Source organism: Geodermatophilus sp. URMC 64 (genome assembly GCF_053502555.1).
Genome location: NZ_CP199955.1, coordinates 522,057 through 539,692 on the forward strand (window position 1 = coordinate 522,057; position 17,636 = coordinate 539,692).

The following is a 17,636-nucleotide window of genomic DNA, read 5'->3' on the forward strand; positions in this document are numbered from 1 at the left end:
GGAGAATGTGTTGAGCACCCTCGAAAGCCCGGCCCGGGCCGGCGTCGCGTCCGCCGAGCAGCAGGGGCAGATGACGCACCGCCAGATCCTGGAGGCCCTCTCCGGGATGATGCTGGCGATGTTCGTGGCGTTCCTGTCCTCGACCGTCGTCTCGAACGCCCTGCCCACCATCATCACCGACCTGCGCGGCAGCCAGGGGCAGTACACCTGGGTGGTCACCGCGACCCTGCTCGCCTCGACCGCGTCGACGCCCATCTGGGGCAAGCTCGCCGACCTGTTCAGCAAGAAGCTGCTCATCCAGATCTCGATCGTCGTGTTCATCGCCGGCTCGATGCTGGCCGGCCTGGCGCACACCGCCGAGACGCTGATCGCCTGGCGCGTTCTCCAGGGCCTGGGGCTCGGCGGCCTGCAGGCGCTGGTGCAGATCGCGATGGCGGCGATGATCAGCCCGCGCGAGCGGGGGCGGTACTCCGGCCTGCTCGGCAGCACGATGGCCGTGGCCACCGTGGGCGGCCCTCTGCTGGGCGGCGTGCTCGTCGACACCGATTGGCTGGGCTGGCGCTGGTGCTTCTACGTGGGCGTCCCCTTCGCCGCGGTGGCCCTCGTCCTGCTGCAGCGGACCCTGCACCTGCCGGTCACCAAGCGGAAGGTGTCGATCGACTACCTCGGGGCCACGTTCCTGACCGCCGGCGTCGCCGGGCTGCTCATCTGGGTCACCCTGGCCGGCGACAGCTTCGCCTGGCTCTCCGCCGAGACCGCCTGGTTCGTCGGCGGCAGCGTCGCCGCGATCGTCGCCTTCCTCGTCACCGAGCTGCGCGCGGCCGAGCCGATCGTGCCGCTGCGGCTCTTCCGCGACCGGACGACGGCCCTGGCGATCGTCGCCAGCGTCGCGGTCGGCGTCGCGATGTTCGGCTCGTCGGTGTTCCTCGGCCAGTACCTGCAGATCTCCCGCGGCTACTCGCCGACCGCGGCCGGCCTGCTCACCGTCCCCATGGTCGGCGGGATGCTGGCGTCGTCCACGATCTCCGGCATCCTGATCACCCGGTTCGGCCGGTGGAAGCGCTACCTGGTCGCGGGCTCCATCCTCGTCGTGACCGGCTTCGCCCTGCTCTCGGTGCTCGACCACGAGACGCCGATGGTGCTGCTCGGCGTCTTCCTGTTCGTCCTCGGCGTCGGCATCGGCATGACCATGCAGAACCTGGTCCTGGCCGTGCAGAACACCGTCGCGGCGACCGACCTCGGTGCGGCCAGCTCCGCGGTGGCCTTCTTCCGCAGCCTCGGCGGCACGATCGGCGTCTCGGTGCTCGGCGCGGTGCTGAGCACGCACGTCGGTGAGCTGATCCGCGCAGGCCTGGCCGGCACCCCCTACGCCGCCGCGGCCGCGTCGGGCTCGGGCAGCGTCGGCCTGGCCGACCTCGCCGACGCCCCGCCGGCCCTGCAGCAGCTGATCCGCGTCTCCTACGGCGACGCGACCGGCCGGATCTTCCTCGTCTCCGCCGTCGTCTCGGTGGTCGCGGTGCTCGCGATCCTCTGCATCCGCGAGGTGGCCCTGCGCACCCAGAGCGGTGAGCAGCGGCTGCGCACGGAGCAGGGCCCCGCCCACGACGTCGACGAGGAGCTGGCGGCCTTCGGCGAGGTGGCGCCGGCCCGCGCCTGAGAGAGGACCCCGTCCCGGGCCCCGGCCTTCGCAAGCTCAGGCCGGGGCCCGGGACGGGGCCTTCTCGGGTCACCTGGCGTCAGCGGCTCACCCTTCGAGCGTGGCGTCCAGGGTGATCTCGTCGACGGAGGCGAGCGCCTTGCTGACCGGGCAGCCGACCTTCGCGGCCTGCGCGGCCTTCTGGAAGCCGTCGGCGTCCAACCCCTCGACCTCGCCGCGGACGGTGAGCTTGATCGTGGTGATGTGCGGGGCGCCGTCTCTCTGGCCCAGCGTCACGTCGGCGGTCACCTCGAGCGACTGGGGCGTGCCGCCGGCCTTGCCGATCTCGTTGGACAGCGCCATGGCGAAGCAGGAGGAGTGCGCCGCGGCGATGAGCTCCTCGGGGCTGGTCGTGCCCCCGGCGTCCTCGGCGGCCCGCTTGGGGAAGTTCACCTCGAAGGTGCCGACCTTCGAGCTGGACAGCTCGACCTGGCCGCCGCCTTCCTGCAGCGTGCCGTTCCACGCGGTCCGTGCGGTACGGGTGGGCATGGATCCCTCCAGGGGCCGGGGCCGACCCGGGCTGGATCGGCGCGTACGGGCCGCCTACCCGACCAGGTGGTGCGAAACCGTCCTCAGCAGACGGCTTCGCCGCTGTTCACCCGGTCGACCAGCAGGCGCAGGCGCTGCTTGAGGTCGTCGAACTCGCCGGTGTCGAAGCCGATCGCGCCGATCATCGCCTCGGAGATCGGCAGCGCCTTCTCGCGCAGCGCGCGTCCGGCGTCGGTCAGCGCGATGCTCACCGAGCGCTCGTCCTCTACCCGGCGGTGGCGGGTCACCAGCCCGGCCGCGGTCAGCCGCTTGAGCAGGGGCGAGAGCGTGCCGCTGTCGAGGGCGAGCTTGGTGCCGAGCTGGCCGACGGTCTGGTTGTCGTCCTCCCAGAGCAGCATCATGACCAGGTACTGCGGATAGGTGAGCCCGAGCTCGTCGAGCATGGGTCGGTACCGCGCGGTGACGGCGCGGGAGGCGGCGTAGAGCGCGAAGCACAGCTGGTCGTCGAGGACCACGCTCGGAGCCGGCAGGCGGGTCATGCCTTGATCGTACGGTCCCGCGGGTAGCGCGTTATCACCTCGTGTGCCAGGGACCTTGGTCAGGGATCGCGCGCCGGCTCCCGCGGGTCCGTCCGGAGCTGCGACACTTCGGTCAGGTTGAGTGGAACAGACTCAACCTTGTCGTCGTTGGACCCCGTGACAGACCACCGGCCGAGCACCCGGCCACCCCGTCGATCGGTGCTTCGAGAGGACACAGCCCGAGGCCATGGCACAGAGCAAGCTCACCACCCGTTCCCAGGAGGCCATCGCCGCCGCCCAGCGGCTGGCGGTCGACCGCGGCCAGGCCGCGCTCGAGCCCCTGCACCTGCTCGCCGCCCTGCTGGAGCAGTCCGACGGCATCGCCGCGCCGCTGTTGAAGGCGGTCGGTGCCGAGCCGGCGGACGTGCGGGCCAAGACCGAGGCGGCGCTCAAGCGCCTGCCGAGCGTCACCGGCGCCACCGTCCCGGCGCCCTCGCCGTCCCGTGAGCTGCTCCGCGTGCTGAACCTGGCGAGCGAGCAGGCGAGCGCGCTGGGCGACGAGTACGTGTCCACCGAGCACCTCCTGGTCGGGCTGGCCGACTCCGACGGCGAGGCCGGCACGGTGCTGACCAGCTCCGGCGCGAACCGCGACGCGCTGCTGGCCGCCTTCCGCACCGTCCGCGGCAACCGCAAGGTCACCAGCCCCGACCCGGAGAACACCTTCCAGGCGCTGGAGAAGTACGCCGTCGACCTGACCGAGCGCGCGCGCGAGGGCAAGATCGACCCGGTCATCGGCCGCGACACCGAGATCCGCCGCGTGGTCCAGGTCCTCTCCCGGCGCACCAAGAACAACCCGGTCCTCATCGGCGAGCCCGGCGTCGGCAAGACGGCGATCGTCGAGGGCCTGGCCCAGCGGATCGTCGCCGGCGACGTCCCCGAGAGCCTGAAGGGCAAGCGGCTCATGGCGCTCGACCTGGGCGCGATGGTCGCCGGCGCCAAGTACCGCGGTGAGTTCGAGGAGCGGCTCAAGGCCGTGCTCCAGGAGATCACCGAGGCGGAGGGCCAGATCATCACCTTCATCGACGAGCTGCACACGATCGTCGGGGCCGGCGCGACCGGCGACTCCGCCATGGACGCCGGCAACATGATCAAGCCGATGCTCGCCCGCGGCGAGCTGCGCATGGTCGGCGCCACCACGCTCGACGAGTACCGCGAGCACATCGAGAAGGACCCGGCGCTGGAGCGCCGCTTCCAGCAGGTGCTGGTCGGCGAGCCGAGCGTCGAGGACACCATCGGCATCCTCCGGGGCCTCAAGGAGCGCTACGAGGTGCACCACGGCGTCCGGATCACCGACGCCGCCATCGTGGCCGCCGCGACGCTGTCCGACCGCTACGTCACCGCGCGGTTCCTGCCGGACAAGGCCATCGACCTGGTCGACGAGGCCGCCAGCCGGTTGCGCATGGAGATCGACAGCCGGCCGGTGGAGATCGACGAGGTCGAGCGTGCGGTCCGCCGGATGGAGATCGAGGAGATGGCGCTGGCCAAGGAGGACGACCCGTCGTCCCTCGAGCGGCTGGCCGCCCTCCGCGAGGACCTGGCCGACCGCCGCCAGCAGCTCGCCGAGCTGACCGCCCGCTGGCAGCAGGACAAGAGCGCGATCACCCGGATCCAGCAGATCAAGGAGGAGCTGGAGCGGCTGCGGCTGGAGGCGGAGCGCGCGGAGCGGGACGGCGAGCTCGCCCGCGTGGCCGAGCTGCGCTACGGCCGGCTGCCGCAGCTGGAGAAGGCGCTGACCGAGGCCGAGGCCGCCGCCGAGGACGCCTCCATGCTCAAGGAGGAGGTCTCCGCCGACGACATCGCCGAGGTCGTCCAGGCCTGGACCGGCATCCCCGCCGGCCGGCTGCTCGAGGGCGAGACGCAGAAGCTGCTGCGGATGGAGGAGGAGCTCGCCAAGCGGGTCGTCGGTCAGCCCGACGCCGTGCGCGCCGTCTCCGACGCCGTCCGCCGGGCGCGCTCCGGTGTCGCCGACCCGAACCGGCCGACCGGGTCCTTCCTGTTCCTCGGCCCGACCGGCGTCGGCAAGACGGAGCTGGCCAAGGCGCTGGCGGAGTTCCTGTTCGACGACGAGCGGGCGATGGTCCGCATCGACATGAGCGAGTACTCCGAGAAGCACTCGGTGGCCCGCCTGGTGGGTGCTCCTCCGGGCTACGTCGGCTACGAGTCCGGCGGCCAGCTCACCGAGGCGGTGCGGCGCCGTCCCTACACCGTCGTGCTCTTCGACGAGGTGGAGAAGGCGCACCAGGACGTGTTCGACGTCCTGCTGCAGGTGCTCGACGACGGCCGGCTGACCGACGGCCAGGGCCGGACGGTGGACTTCCGCAACACCATCCTGATCCTGACGTCCAACCTCGGCTCGCAGCTGATCGCCGACCAGTCGGTCGCCGAGGAGCGCCGCCGCGAGGCGGTCATGGAGGTGGTCCGCGCGCACTTCAAGCCGGAGTTCCTCAACCGGCTGGACGACGTCGTGGTCTTCCGGGCGCTGGGCAGCGACGAGCTGGCCGGCATCGTCGACATCCAGGTGGGCGTGCTGGCCCGCCGGCTGGCGGCCCGCCGGCTCACCCTGCAGGTGACCGAAGCGGCCCGCGAGTGGCTGGCGCTCAACGGGTTCGACCCGGTGTACGGCGCCCGTCCGCTGCGGCGGCTGGTGCAGTCGGCGATCGGCGACCAGCTCGCCAAGGCGCTGCTGGCCGGTGACATCCGGGACGGCGACGACGTGGTCGTCGACGCCGCGGACGACTTCGCCGGCGAGGCCGGGCTGACCGTCCGCCGCGGCTGAGCTGCCGTATGAGGCCGCCGGATCCCTTGCGGATCCGGCGGCCTCGTCGCGTTCATGTGGAAAGCCGCGGCAGCCCGGCAGTGCGCCGACCTGGCGTTTTCTCCGGCCTATTCGCCCCCGCCCTGCTGGCCGCACTCGTCCCCGGAGCGCTGACCGCCCTCTCGGCCTCGCTCACCGGCGCCTGGGCGCGGGAGCGGCCGTGGTCGTGGTGGGCGGAGTTCGTGCTCGGCCTCGCGGCCGTCGGCTGGACGCTGCTGCTCCCCGACAGCCGGGCCCGGATCCAGCGGCCGGCGACACCGTCGCGCCCGCCGAGCTGGCGCGCGCGGCGCTGAATCGCCACCGACACGCACCCGCGGGTGTGGCCGACCCATCCGTGGGTCCACCATGATCGGCGACGCCAGCGATCGCACTCGCAGGGGAGTGGACATGACATCAGGGCAGGGCGGCTCGGGCGAGCCGCCGACGGGGCGCCCCGGCGACGGGCCCGGCCAGGACGCGGGGCAGCAGGGCTGGCAGGCGCCGCCACCGCCGCCCCCGGGCTATCCGACGGCACCTCCGTCCGCCCCCGGCTACCCGTCGGCCCCGGGCTATCCGGCGGCGCCTCCGTCGCAGGGCTACCCCGCCGCGCCGGGCTACGGTCCCTCGGGCGGCTGGTACGACCCGTCAGCGCCGAAGCCGGTCGAGCGCCCGGCGACGGTGCGCGCCGGCATCGGGGCCTTCATGGCCAACCTGATCCTCGGGGTCATCTCCACGATCGTGACGTTCACGATGCTCGACGAGCTGATCGACCAGGCGCTGGCCGACACGGGGGCCACCTCGGCCGACGTCACGCAGGACACCATCCGCGCGGCGATCATCGTCGGCGCCATCATCGGCCTGGTGCTGGTCGGCCTCGAGGCGATGTTTCTCTGGTTCGCCTGGAACGGCCGCAACTGGGCCCGGATCGTGCTGTGGGTGATCGGCGGCTTCGGGATCGTCAGCGGGCTGTTCGCCGTGTTCGGGGGCACCTCGACGTCGGGCTTCCTCGACACGCTCGCCGTCATCCAGTTCCTGCTGGTCCTCGCCGGGGTGATCCTGCTGGCGCTGGCGCCGTCCAACGAGTGGTACCGCTACCGGAGCTGGCTGCGGGCCACCGGGCAGGGCCGCTGACTCATCGAGCGGGACGTCACCCTCACCTGCGTGTCCGACGAGGCGAGGGGCCGGTCACGACCGGGGCGCGCATCAACACCCCGCGCTCGCTGCGACCCGGCCGGGTGCCGATCGCCGGCGTGGTCTGGGCCCAGGGGGATCTCCCGCGTCGAGGTCCGGGTCGACGGCGGCGAGCGGCTGGCACTCGATCCAGGTGCTCGTCAGCTGACCCGAACCGTCCCGCCGCGCGGCCGGCGCGGTCCCCGTCGTCCCACGGACCGGACAGGAGCACCTCCCGTGAACAGCACGACCCTCAGCCGCGGCGCCTTCCTCACCGCCGTGACCACAGTGGCCCTCACGCTCAGCGCCTGCGGCTCGGACTCGGACAGCGCCTCCGGCTCGGCCAGCAGCCCCGCGCCGAGCAGCTCCACGGCTGCCCGGAGCAGCAGCCCCGTCGACGACAGCCAGCCGTTCGGCGCCGGCTGCGCGCAGGTCCCGGCCGACGGCCCGGGCAGCTTCCAGGGCATGAGCACCGCACCGGTGGCCAGCGCGGCGAGCGCCAACCCGGTGCTCTCGACGCTGGTGCAGGCGGTCGGCGCGGCCGGCCTCGTGGACTCGCTGAACAGCCAGGAGGACGTCACCGTCCTCGCGCCGGCGAACCCGGCGTTCGAGGCGCTCCCGCCCGACCAGCTGAACGCCGTCCTGGCCGACGTGCCGCAGCTGACCGCGGTGCTGACCCACCACGTCCTGCAGGGCCGGCTGTCGCCCGGCGAGCTCGCCGGCGAGCAGACGACGCTGAACAACGACGCGGTGACCATCGAGGGGGCGGGGGAGAACTTCACGATCTCCGGCGACCAGACCCTCACCGGGCAGCCGGCGACGGTCGTCTGCGGCAACGTGCAGACCGCCAACGCGACCGTCTACATCATCGACCAGGTGCTCGCGCCGCGGTCCGCGGGCTGAGCAGGGGCCTCAGTAGGGTCGGGGCCATGGACAAGGACCCCGTTCCCCCCCACCCCTCGTCCCTCGGGGCGGGCCCCTGGAACGGGGCCACCCTGCCCGATCGTGACCGCCTGCTCGAACTCATCGTCGAGCTGGCCGTGGTGCACGGGAAGGTGACGCTCTCCTCGGGGCGGGAGGCCGACTGGTACATCGACATGCGCCGGCTGACGCTGCACCACGAGGGCGCGCCGCTGGTGGGCCGGGTGATGCGCCAGCTCACCGGCGACCTGCGCTACGACGTCGTCGGCGGGCTCACCCTCGGCGCCGACCCGGTCGCGACAGCCATGCTGCACGCCGCGGCCGACGGCGAGGGGTTCCTCGACGCCTGCGTCGTCCGCAAGGCCGGCAAGGCGCACGGGCTGCAGCGCCGGATCGAGGGCCCGGACGTCGCGGGCCGCGCGGTGCTCGTCGTCGAGGACGTGTCGACGACGGGAGGCAGCCCGCTGACCGCCGCCGAGGCGCTGCAGGAGGCCGGTGCGGAGGTCATCGCGGTCGCGGTCATCGTCGACCGCGGCGGCCGGGCCGCCGTCGAGCAGGCCGGCTTCGAGTACCGGGCCGCCTTCGAGCTGGCCGACCTCGGCCTCGCCTAGGCGGCGGGGGTTGCCGTCCGGTTCTTGCGGCGGGCGCGCAGCAGCTCGATCGCCATGGGGACGACGGAGACGACGACGATCAGGATGGCGATCAGCTCGATGTTGTGGCTGATGAACTCCACCTGGCCGAGCCAGTAGCCCAGCGCGGTCACGCCGGCGCCCCAGAGGATCCCTCCGATGACGGTGTAGACGGCGTACACGCGGAAGTTCATCCGCGACGCGCCGGCCATCACGGTGGCGAAGGTGCGCACGATCGGCACGAAGCGGGCCAGCACGATGGTGCGGGCGCCGTACTTCTCGAAGAAGCCGTGGGCCTTCTCGACGTACTCGGCCTTGAAGAGGCGAGAGTCCGGCTTGTTGAAGATGGCGGGTCCGGCGCGGTAGCCGATCCAGTACCCGACCAGGTTGCCGGCGATCGCCGCGATGGGGACGACGATCAGCAGCAGCCACAGCGGCACGAAGTCCACGCCGGTCAGCCCGCCCGCCGCGACCAGGCCGGCCACGAACAGCAGCGAGTCGCCCGGCAGGAAGAAGCCGATCAGCAGGCCGCACTCGGCGAACACGATGAGCAGCAGCCCGAGCAACCCGAACGTCGTGATCAGGTGCTGAGGATCGAGGAAGTCACCCACGGGCACCAACGGTACGGACCGATCCTGTCCGGTGCCTGGGACGAATCGCCGCCGCTGGGTCCCACGGTGTGCGAGTGACGACAGCGCCGCGGCCTGCGCGGTGACACGCTGTCGGCCATGAGCGGTGCCCGGAAGCGGCTGGTGGTGATCGGCGGTGACGCCGCGGGGCTGTCGGCCGCCGCGCAGGCGCGGCGGCTGCGCTCCCCCGACGAGCTGGAGATCGTCGTCCTCGAGCAGGGCCCGGAGGCGTCCTACTCCGCCTGCGGCATCCCCTACTGGGTGGGCGACCTGGTGCCCGACCGCGACCGGCTGATCGCCCGCACCCCCGCCGACTTCGCCGCCCAGGACATCACGCTGCGCACCGGCACCCGGGCCGACGAGATCGACCTCGACGCCGGCGCCGTCATCACCGGGGGCGAGCGGCTCGGCTACGACGCGCTCGTCGTCGCCACCGGCGGCCGGCCGCTGCGCCCGCCGGTCCCGGGCCTGGACGCCGACGGCGTGCACGGGGTGCACCGGCTGGCCGACGGCGCGGCGATCCGGGCCGCCGTCGCGGCGGGCGCCCGGCGGGCGGTGGTGCTCGGCGGCGGCTACATCGGGCTGGAGATGGCCGAGGTGCTGCAGCTGCGCGGGCTGTCCGTGACCGTCGTCCTGGCCGATCCGCTGCCGATGGCCCAGCTGGACGCCGACATGGGCGAGCGGGTCTGCAAGGCCATGGGGGACATGGGCATCGACGTGCAGACCGAGCAGCCGGTCCGCGAGATCGAGACCGACGCCGACGGGGTGGTGGCGGCGGTGCGCACCGACGCCGGCCGCTACCCGGCCGACCTCGTCGTCCTCGGGCTGGGCATGGGCCCCGAGGTGGAGCTGGCGAAGGCGGCGGGCCTGCAGCTGGGCAGCACCGGCGCGTTGGACGTCGACCGCACCCAGCGCAGCCGCTCGCACCCCGAGGTCTTCGCCGCCGGCGACTGCGCGCAGACCTTCTCCCGGATCACCGGCGAGCCGGTGCACATCCCCCTCGGCACGCACGCCAACAAGCAGGGCCGGGTGGCGGGCTCGGTGATCGGTGGGCAGCCGGCGCGGTTCGCCGGCGTGCTGGGCACCGCGATGACGAAGGTCGGCGATCTCGAGGTGGCCCGGACCGGGCTGTGCACCACCCAGGCCGAGCAGGCCGGTTTCGCGGTGCAGGCCGAGACCATCGAGGCGGGCACCCGGGCCCGGTACTACCCGGGCACGGCGCCGATCGCGGTCAAGGTGCTCACCGAGGGGGGCACCGGGCTGCTGCTCGGCGCGCAGATCGTCGGCGGGCCGGGCAGCGGCAAGCGGATCGACGTCCTCGCCACGGCGATCTGGGCCGGGCTGACGGCGGAGGAGGTGGCCGGCTCGGACCTCTCCTACGCGCCGCCGTTCTCGCCGGTGTACGACCCGGTGATCGTGGCCGCGCGTGTCGCCAGCCGGGTCGAGCGGGGCTGAGCGCGCGATGGCCGACGTCCGCGGCGCCGACTGGTACGGCGAGGACATCTCCGGACGGGAGTACACCGGGACGGCGTTCAGCGGCGTCGATCTCTCGGAGGTCACGGACGACGGCGCCGTCTTCACCGACTGCACCTTCCGCGACTGCCGGTTCCACGGCTCCCGGCACACCGAGGCGGCCTTCACGGGCTGCACGTTCACCGGCTGCTCGTTCTTCGAGGCCGAGTTCGACCGCTGCAAGCTGGTCGGCAGCCGGTTCGAGCGCTGCTCGTTCGGGCTGCTCGCCGTCACGGGCGGCGACTGGCCGTTCGTGGGGCTCGCGGGGGCCGACCTGGCCAAGGTCCGGTTCACCGGCGTCCGGATGCGCGAGGCCGACCTCACCGGAGCGCGCTGCGCCGGCGCCGTCCTCCGGGACGTCGACCTCTCCGGTGCCGAACTGCACGGGGCCGACCTCTCCGAGGCCGACCTGCGCGGGTCGGACCTGAGCAGCCTGGACCCGCAGACCGTCGCGCTGCGCGGGGCGACGGTGGACCTGGCCCAGGCCGTCGTCCTGGTGACCGCGCTCGGGCTGAGGGTCCAGGCGTGAGGGGCGGAGCCTGACCGGGGGAGTGCCGCGGCCCACACCGCAGGCGGGATACTGACCGCCAGTTCCAGGATTCCGCCGAGCGAGGAGTGCCCCGGATGCCCATCGCGACCCCTGAGGTCTACGCCGACATGATCCGCCGCGCCAAGGAGGGCGGGTTCGCCTACCCGGCGATCAACTGCACGTCGTCGGAGACGGTCAACGCCGCGCTGCGCGGGTTCGCCGACGCCGGCAGCGACGGGATCATCCAGTTCTCCACCGGCGGGGCGGAGTTCGCCTCGGGCACCAAGGTCAAGGACATGGTCACCGGCGCGGTGGCGATGGCCGAGTTCGCCCACGTGGTGGCCGAGAAGTACCCGGTCAACATCGCGCTGCACACCGACCACTGCCCGAAGGACAAGCTGGACGGCTACGTCCGCCCGCTGGTCGCCCTCTCGCAGGACCGGGTGAACGCCGGGCAGGAGCCGCTGTTCCAGTCGCACATGTGGGACGGCTCGGCGATCGACCTGCAGGAGAACCTGCAGATCGCCGAGGAGCTGATCGACAAGTGCGCGGCGGCCAAGATCGTCCTCGAGCTCGAGATCGGCGTCGTCGGCGGCGAGGAGGACGGCGTCTCGCACGACATCAACGACAAGCTCTACACCGCGCCGGGCGACTTCGTGGCCACGGCCAAGGCGCTGGGCCTCGGCGAGCGCGGCGTCTACCTGCTCGCCGCCACCTTCGGCAACGTGCACGGCGTCTACAAGCCGGGCAACGTGAAGCTGCGGCCGGAGATCCTCAAGCAGGGCCAGGAGGTCGTGGCGCAGGAGTTCGGCCTCGGGGACGGCGCGAAGCCGTTCAACTTCGTCTTCCACGGCGGCTCCGGCTCGCTGCAGTCGGAGATCCGCGAGGCGCTGTCCTACGGCGTGGTGAAGATGAACGTCGACACCGACACCCAGTACGCCTTCACCCGGCCGGTCGCCGGGCACATGTTCAGCAACTACGACGGCGTGCTCAAGGTCGACGGCGAGGTCGGCAACAAGAAGGCCTACGACCCGCGCACCTACATGAAGCTGGCGGAGGCGTCGATGGCCGACCGCGTCGTGCAGGCCTGCGAGGACCTGCTGTCGGCCGGCCAGTCGCAGGGCGCGTGAGCGTGTCCCACTCGCACCAGAACCTGCTCGGCGAGCCGCCGGCGACGCTGCTGCCGGCCAACGAGGAGGCCGCGCGGGAGCTGGCCGAGGGCATCCCCGCGGCCGAGGTGGCCGCCCGCCACCCCACGTACAGCGCCGCGTGGGCGGTGCTGGCCGAGGACGCGATCGACCGCCCCGAACGGCAGCTCGGCGACGTCATCGAGGCCTACGCCTACGCCCGGACCGGCTACCACCGCGGCCTGGACGCGCTGCGGCGCAACGGGTGGAAGGGCTTCGGCCCGGTGCCGTGGTCGCACGAGCCCAACCGCGGCTTCCTGCGCTGCGTCACCGTGCTGGCCCGTGCCGCCGAGGCGATCGAGGAGGTCGACGAGCAGGAGCGCTGCACCCAGCTGCTGCGCGACTGTGACCCCAACCTCGCCCCCTGAGCCACCGGCCGAAGTGGCCATTTTGGCCCCGAGGACGCACCCTTGCGGTCCCGCTGAGGGCCAAAATGGCCACTTCGGCCTTCAGCGCTCGCCGAGCTCCGGGTGCAGGGCGGTGAGCGCCGCGGTCAGCGCGGTCAGCTCCTCGCCGCCGGCCATCAGGCGGGTGAGGTCCTCGGCGTCGACGTCGTCCCGGGTCAGGCTGCCGGCCACCTGACCGCGGGCCAGCAGCAGGAACCGGTCGCCGACCAGGTGCGCGTACCGCGGGTTGTGGGTCACGAAGACCACGGCCAGGCCCCGGGCGCGGGCGGCCACGACCGACTGCAGGACGAGCGTGTGCTGCGCGACGGTCATCGGCGCCGTCGGCTCGTCGATGACCAGCACGTGGGCGCCGAAGTGCAGCGCCCGGGCGATGGCCAGGCTCTGCCGCTCCCCGGCCTGCAGCGCGCTGGCCGGCTGGTCGGGGTCGAAGTGGGTCACGCCCACGCGAGCCATCGCCCGGATCGTGGTCTCCCGGGCCTGGGCCAGGTCCAGGCGGCGCAGCGGCCACACGCCGCGGGTGGGTTCGGCGCCGAGGACGAAGTTGCGCCACACCGACAGCAGCGGCGCGACGGCGAGGTCCTGCCACACCGTGGCGATGCCGGCGGCCCGCGCCTGCTTGGGCGATCGGAACCGCACCGGGCGGCCGTCCAGCAGCAGCTCACCCTCGTCGTGCCGCCGCAGCCCCGACAGGACGGCGACCAGCGTGGACTTGCCCGACCCGTTCTCGCCGAGCACGCAGGTGATCTCCCCGGCGCGGAAGGCCACGCTCAGCCTCGAGAGGGCCGGCACGTTGCCGTAGTGGACGGTCAGCCCGCGCAGCTCCAGCACGGGTGTGGCGCCGGTGCCCACTCCGCCGTCGGTCATGATCTCGGCACCGCCTTGAGCCGGCGGCGGACGACGCCGCTGGCCAGCAGCGCGACCAGCAGCAGGACGCCGAGGAAGGCCTGGAACCAGCGCGGGTCCCAGCCGGCCAGCGTGATGCCCTGGCGGACGACGGCGTAGAGCAGGGCTCCGATCGCCGCGCCGACCGCCGACCCGTAGCCGCCGGTGAGCAGGCAGCCGCCGATCACGGCCACGACGATGAAGTCGATCTCGCTGCCGAGGCCGGGCGAGACCTGCACCCCGCCGAGGCGGATCAGGCCCAGGGTCCCGAGCAGCCACCCGGCGACCGCGGTGAGGCAGAACAGCGTCACCGTCGTCCCCTTGACCGGGACGCCGAGCTCGCGGGCCGCGCGCCGGGCCCCGCCGCTGGCGAACACGGCGTTGCCGAACCGCGTCCGCCACAGCACCCAGGTGGCCAGGGCGGTCACGCCGAGCCACCACAGCAACGACACCCGGAACCGCCCGTCGCCCAGCTGCACCGTCGACCCGAACACCGCCGCCGCGGAGCTCCAGCCGGCCGCGGCGTCGAGGCCCTCGATCCGGGCCGACCCGGCGACCAGCTCGGTCCCGGCCAGGGTGCTGCCCTGCAGCACGAGGAACGTCGCGAGGGTCACGAGGAAGCTCGGCAGTCCGGTGGTCACCACCAGGAAGCCGTTGACCAGCCCGACGAGCAGCGCGGTGGCCAGCGACGCGATCAGCGCCGGCCAGATGCCCCAGCCGGCCTGCCCGATCAGCAGCGCGGTGACCAGCGAGCTCGCGACGGCGACCACCCCGATGGACAGGTCGAACTGGCCGGCGATGAGCAGCAGGGCCACCGGGACGCCGCCGATGCCCAGCAGCGCGGCGACGTCGAGGACGCTGGCCAGCCCGCCGGCCCCCAGCAGCTCCGGCGCCTGCAGGCCGAAGAAGACGACGACGACCACCAGGCCGACCAGCGCGGCCAGGCTGGGCCGGGCGAGCGCACGGGCGAGCAGCCGCCGGCCGGCCGGGGCGCTCGCGCGGGTCGCGCCGAACGCCGGGAGGTGGTCGGCGGTCACCGGTGCGGAACCCCGGTCGGGGGACGGGACGGCGGCAGCGGGACCTCCTCGCAGAGCGGGTGCGCCCCAGTGTCCACGACGACCGCCGGCGCACGCGGGACGGGCAAGCTAGGGCTGCAGCCGCCAGCGCACGCGGTCGTCGGCGAACCAGGTCCAGCGGGTCACCGAGCGGGGGAACGGGACGCCGTCCCGGGTCACCCGCGCCGGGTCGCTGGCCACCTGCAGCGCGCGGCCCTTGGTCCGGCGGACCGGCCGCAGCGGGATGGTCATGACCGCGACACCGATCGTGTCCACCGCCCGCCACTCGGGGCGGACGTCGAGCCGGGTCACCGTGCCGTCGGCGATCTTCATGTCGTCGTGGTGCGCCTGCAGGCCCAGCCGGCGGGAGAGGCCGCGGCGCGGGTCCTCGCTCCAGGCCTCCAGCCGGCCGTGGTGCAGCAGGACGCCGCCGTGGTCGTCGCGGACCAGGGTGAGCTCCCGGGGCGCGCCGCTGCCGATGCCCAGCGCGCGGGCGAGCCCGGCCGAGGCGGTGTCGTCGGCCGGTTCCCACGCGACCGGCACGTCGGCCGTGCGGCCCGTCCTGAGCAGCGCCGAGAGGACGGCGGCCAGCGCCGGGACCGGCCCGCGGACGACCACCGACTCGGCCACGGCCGCCGGTGCGACGTCGTCCTTCCCGGGCGCCGAGCCGGGCTCCAGACCGCGCAGGTCGAGCTCGACGGGAGGCATGCGGCTACCCTGCCACCTGCCAGCCGGGACCGGCCGGGAAGCTCGCGCGAGGAGATGACGAACGCCGATGCCGGCAGTCGTGCTGATCGGCGCCCAGTGGGGCGACGAGGGCAAGGGCAAGGCCACCGACCTGCTCGGGGGCCGGGTGCCCTACGTCGTGCGCTACCAGGGCGGGAACAACGCCGGGCACACGGTGATCACCCCGGACGGTGAGCGCTACGCGCTGCACCTGATCCCCTCGGGCATCCTCACCCCGGGCTGCACCCCGGTGATCGGGAACGGCGTGGTCGTCGACCCGGAGGTGCTGCTCGGCGAGCTCGCCGGCCTGGAGGAGCGCGGGGTGGACACCTCGCGGCTGGTCATCTCCTCCGACGCGCACCTGATCATGCCGCACCACCGGGCCCTGGATAAGGTCACCGAGCGGTTCCTCGGGAAGCGCCGGATCGGCACCACCGGCCGCGGCATCGGCCCGGCCTACGGCGACAAGGTCGCCCGGGTAGGCATCCGCGCCCAGGACCTGCTCGATCTCGGCATCCTGCGGCAGAAGCTCGAGGGCACGCTGCAGGAGAGGAACCAGATCCTGGTCAAGGTCTACAACCGTCGGGCGATCGACGTCGACGAGGTCGTCGAGGAGTACGCGGGCTACGCGGACCAGCTGAAGCACCGGATCGCCGACACCCGCCTGCTGCTCGGCAACGCGCTGGACGCCGGCGAGTGGGTGCTGCTGGAGGGCTCGCAGGGCACCCTGCTCGACGTCGACCACGGCACGTATCCGTTCGTGACGTCGTCCAACCCGACCGCCGGCGGCGCGGCCACCGGCTCGGGCATCGGCCCCACCCGCATCGAGCGCGTGGTCGGCATCCTCAAGGCCTACACGACCCGCGTGGGCTCGGGGCCGTTCCCGACCGAGCTGTTCGACGCCAACGGCGAGTACCTGCGCAAGCAGGGCGGCGAGGTCGGCGTCACCACCGGCCGCGACCGCCGCTGCGGCTGGTTCGACGCCGTCGTCGCCCGCTACGCCAGCCGGGTCAACGGGATCACCGACTACTTCCTCACCAAGCTCGACGTCCTCTCCGGCCTGGAGACGGTGCCGATCTGCGTGGCCTACGACGTCGACGGCGTGCGGCACGACGAGATGCCGATGACGCAGACCGAGTTCCACCACGCGACGCCGGTCTACGAGGAGATGCCGGGCTGGTTCGAGAACATCCGGCACTGCCGCACGTTCGACGAGCTGCCGGCCAACGCGCAGGCCTACGTCCGCCGGCTGGAGGAGCTCGCGGGCGCGCGGATCAGCGTCATCGGCGTCGGCCCCGGCCGCGACGAGAACGTCCTCATCCACGACCTGATCGACTGATGGAGGTCGGGAGCGCAGGTTTCCTGCGCTCCCGTCCTCCACTCACGCGGCGACGAGCTCGGCGCGGGCCTGGACGGCGATGTCCGGGGAGTCGGTGATCAGGCCGTCGACGCCCAGGCCCAGGAGGAGGCGGGCCTCGGCATCGGCGTGACCGACCGCGGCCGGGTCGCTGCCGCGGCGCAGATGCCGCGGCAGGTAGGCGTTCTCGGCCCGCAGGGTCCACGGCACGACCGAGAGGCCGGCGCGGTGCGCCTCGTGCACCAGGCCGGTGATGCCGACGAGGTGCTGCTCGGCGTCGCGCTGCAGGATCCGGTGCCGGCTCGGGGCGATGCCCTGCGCGTAGGTGGAGACCTCGCGCAGCCCGGCCGGGGTGATCAGCGCGTCGTACTCGGCGTGGTCGTCGACCAGCTGGAACATCGTCGGCCCGCGGTCGCCGAGCTCCGCGCGCAGGGTGCGCAGCGCGGCGGCGTCGAAGGACTGCACGATCACCGGCCCGTCGGGGCGGACGGCGCCCAGGCGGCGCAGCTCGGCGGCGACCAGGTCGGTCATCGGCAGGCCGATCTGCGCGGACCACGACGGCTTCTTCAGCTCCGCCAGCACGTGGACCGGCCGCGCGGGCGTGGACCGGCGCCCCGCCAGGTCGACCACCTCGGCGAGGGTGAGGATCCCGAACCGCCCGTCGTAGGCGGTGTTCAGCGGGCGCAGCTGCGGCATCCGCTCCACCGCCCGCAGGGTGCGCAGCTCGGCGAGGGTGAAGTCCTCGGCGAACCAGCCCGTCCGCTCGGCCCCGGCGACCCGGCGGGTGGTCCGGCGGGACGCGAACTCGGGACGGGAGCCCACGTCGGTCGAGCGGGAGAGCTCGTTCTCGTGCCGGACGACCAGCGCGCCGTCCCGGCTGACCACGACGTCGGGCTCGATGAGGTCGGCGCCGAGGTCGATGGCGAGCTCGAAGCTCGCCAGCGTGTGCTCGGGGCGGTAGGCGCAGGCGCCGCGGTGGCCGACGACGAGGACCTGGGGAAGGCGGGTCGCCGGTTCGAGTGCCGGCGACTCGGTCGCGTGCATGTCTTCGAGAACACCCGAGAAACCTGAACGC

The 17,636-nt window shown here is 73.2% G+C and carries 18 protein-coding genes; 11 read left to right on the forward strand and 7 right to left on the reverse strand.

Features of this window, described 5'->3' with window-relative positions:
• Positions 1-10: 10 nt before the first annotated feature.
• On the forward strand, positions 11-1,657 hold the full coding sequence (locus ACWIYF_RS02560; protein ID WP_448626554.1) for a DHA2 family efflux MFS transporter permease subunit: 1,647 nt from the start codon (positions 11-13) through the stop codon (positions 1,655-1,657).
• Between the two features lie 87 nt (positions 1,658-1,744).
• Here ACWIYF_RS02560 and ACWIYF_RS02565 read toward each other — a convergent pair whose 3' ends face one another.
• On the reverse strand, positions 1,745-2,185 hold the full coding sequence (locus ACWIYF_RS02565; RefSeq protein WP_448626555.1) for an OsmC family peroxiredoxin: 441 nt from the start codon (positions 2,183-2,185) through the stop codon (positions 1,745-1,747).
• A gap of 83 nt (positions 2,186-2,268) precedes the next feature.
• Positions 2,269-2,724 carry a MarR family winged helix-turn-helix transcriptional regulator gene (locus tag ACWIYF_RS02570; protein ID WP_448626556.1) on the reverse strand — a complete coding sequence of 152 codons (456 nt, stop codon included), beginning with the start codon at positions 2,722-2,724 and terminating at the stop codon, positions 2,269-2,271.
• A gap of 226 nt (positions 2,725-2,950) precedes the next feature.
• Between ACWIYF_RS02570 and clpB the strand changes: the two genes are divergently transcribed.
• The 5 genes from clpB to pyrE all read left to right on the forward strand — a co-directional run bounded on the left by clpB (position 2,951) and on the right by pyrE (position 8,259).
• Positions 2,951-5,539 carry an ATP-dependent chaperone ClpB gene (gene clpB, locus ACWIYF_RS02575; RefSeq protein WP_448626557.1) on the forward strand — a complete coding sequence of 863 codons (2,589 nt, stop codon included), beginning with the start codon at positions 2,951-2,953 and terminating at the stop codon, positions 5,537-5,539.
• A gap of 80 nt (positions 5,540-5,619) precedes the next feature.
• Positions 5,620-5,871 (forward strand): hypothetical protein, encoded by a 252-nt coding sequence (locus ACWIYF_RS02580; protein WP_448626558.1) that lies wholly within the window; start codon positions 5,620-5,622, stop codon positions 5,869-5,871.
• A gap of 94 nt (positions 5,872-5,965) precedes the next feature.
• Positions 5,966-6,688, forward strand: a complete 723-nt coding sequence (locus tag ACWIYF_RS02585) for a hypothetical protein (protein WP_448626559.1) — start codon at positions 5,966-5,968, stop codon at positions 6,686-6,688.
• A 276-nt stretch (positions 6,689-6,964) separates the two neighbouring features.
• The gene (locus ACWIYF_RS02590) at positions 6,965-7,630 is read left to right on the forward strand and encodes a fasciclin domain-containing protein (RefSeq protein WP_448626560.1); all 666 of its coding nucleotides are present in this window, start codon (positions 6,965-6,967) and stop codon (positions 7,628-7,630) included.
• A gap of 26 nt (positions 7,631-7,656) precedes the next feature.
• Positions 7,657-8,259: an orotate phosphoribosyltransferase gene (gene pyrE, locus ACWIYF_RS02595; protein WP_448626561.1), complete on the forward strand. Its 603-nt coding sequence runs from the start codon at positions 7,657-7,659 to the stop codon at positions 8,257-8,259.
• On the opposite strand, the gene ACWIYF_RS02600 is transcribed toward pyrE, so the two are convergent.
• Positions 8,256-8,888: a DedA family protein gene (locus ACWIYF_RS02600; protein ID WP_448626562.1), complete on the reverse strand. Its 633-nt coding sequence runs from the start codon at positions 8,886-8,888 to the stop codon at positions 8,256-8,258. The two genes, pyrE and ACWIYF_RS02600, sit on opposite strands and share 4 nt — an antisense overlap.
• Positions 8,889-9,005: 117 nt before the next feature.
• Here ACWIYF_RS02600 and ACWIYF_RS02605 point away from each other — a divergent pair, with 117 nt between their 5' ends.
• The 4 genes from ACWIYF_RS02605 (at position 9,006) to ACWIYF_RS02620 (ending at position 12,502) form a co-directional block, all read left to right on the forward strand.
• On the forward strand, positions 9,006-10,361 hold the full coding sequence (locus ACWIYF_RS02605) for an FAD-dependent oxidoreductase (protein WP_448626563.1): 1,356 nt from the start codon (positions 9,006-9,008) through the stop codon (positions 10,359-10,361).
• Positions 10,362-10,368: 7 nt separating this feature from the next.
• Positions 10,369-10,947 (forward strand): pentapeptide repeat-containing protein, encoded by a 579-nt coding sequence (locus ACWIYF_RS02610; RefSeq protein ID WP_448626564.1) that lies wholly within the window; start codon positions 10,369-10,371, stop codon positions 10,945-10,947.
• 95 nt (positions 10,948-11,042) lie between these two features.
• Positions 11,043-12,077 carry a class II fructose-bisphosphate aldolase gene (fbaA, locus tag ACWIYF_RS02615; protein ID WP_448626565.1) on the forward strand — a complete coding sequence of 345 codons (1,035 nt, stop codon included), beginning with the start codon at positions 11,043-11,045 and terminating at the stop codon, positions 12,075-12,077.
• Positions 12,074-12,502, forward strand: coding sequence for a DUF3151 domain-containing protein (locus ACWIYF_RS02620; RefSeq protein ID WP_448626566.1), 429 nt, complete (start codon positions 12,074-12,076; stop codon positions 12,500-12,502). Before fbaA ends, ACWIYF_RS02620 begins: the two co-directional genes overlap by 4 nt.
• Positions 12,503-12,583: 81 nt before the next feature.
• Here ACWIYF_RS02620 and ACWIYF_RS02625 read toward each other — a convergent pair whose 3' ends face one another.
• The 3 genes from ACWIYF_RS02625 to ACWIYF_RS02635 form a co-directional block, all read right to left on the reverse strand.
• Positions 12,584-13,405 (reverse strand): ATP-binding cassette domain-containing protein, encoded by an 822-nt coding sequence (locus tag ACWIYF_RS02625; protein WP_448626567.1) that lies wholly within the window; start codon positions 13,403-13,405, stop codon positions 12,584-12,586.
• Positions 13,402-14,460 (reverse strand): ABC transporter permease, encoded by a 1,059-nt coding sequence (locus ACWIYF_RS02630; RefSeq protein WP_448626568.1) that lies wholly within the window; start codon positions 14,458-14,460, stop codon positions 13,402-13,404. The genes ACWIYF_RS02625 and ACWIYF_RS02630 overlap by 4 nt, the downstream gene beginning before the upstream one ends.
• Before the next feature lie 108 nt (positions 14,461-14,568).
• Positions 14,569-15,186 (reverse strand): hypothetical protein, encoded by a 618-nt coding sequence (locus ACWIYF_RS02635; protein WP_448626569.1) that lies wholly within the window; start codon positions 15,184-15,186, stop codon positions 14,569-14,571.
• Between the two features lie 67 nt (positions 15,187-15,253).
• Here ACWIYF_RS02635 and ACWIYF_RS02640 point away from each other — a divergent pair, with 67 nt between their 5' ends.
• On the forward strand, positions 15,254-16,543 hold the full coding sequence (locus tag ACWIYF_RS02640; protein WP_448626570.1) for an adenylosuccinate synthase: 1,290 nt from the start codon (positions 15,254-15,256) through the stop codon (positions 16,541-16,543).
• A gap of 42 nt (positions 16,544-16,585) precedes the next feature.
• On the opposite strand, the gene ACWIYF_RS02645 is transcribed toward ACWIYF_RS02640, so the two are convergent.
• Positions 16,586-17,605 carry a glycerophosphodiester phosphodiesterase family protein gene (locus ACWIYF_RS02645; RefSeq protein WP_448626571.1) on the reverse strand — a complete coding sequence of 340 codons (1,020 nt, stop codon included), beginning with the start codon at positions 17,603-17,605 and terminating at the stop codon, positions 16,586-16,588.
• Positions 17,606-17,636 lie beyond the last annotated feature (31 nt).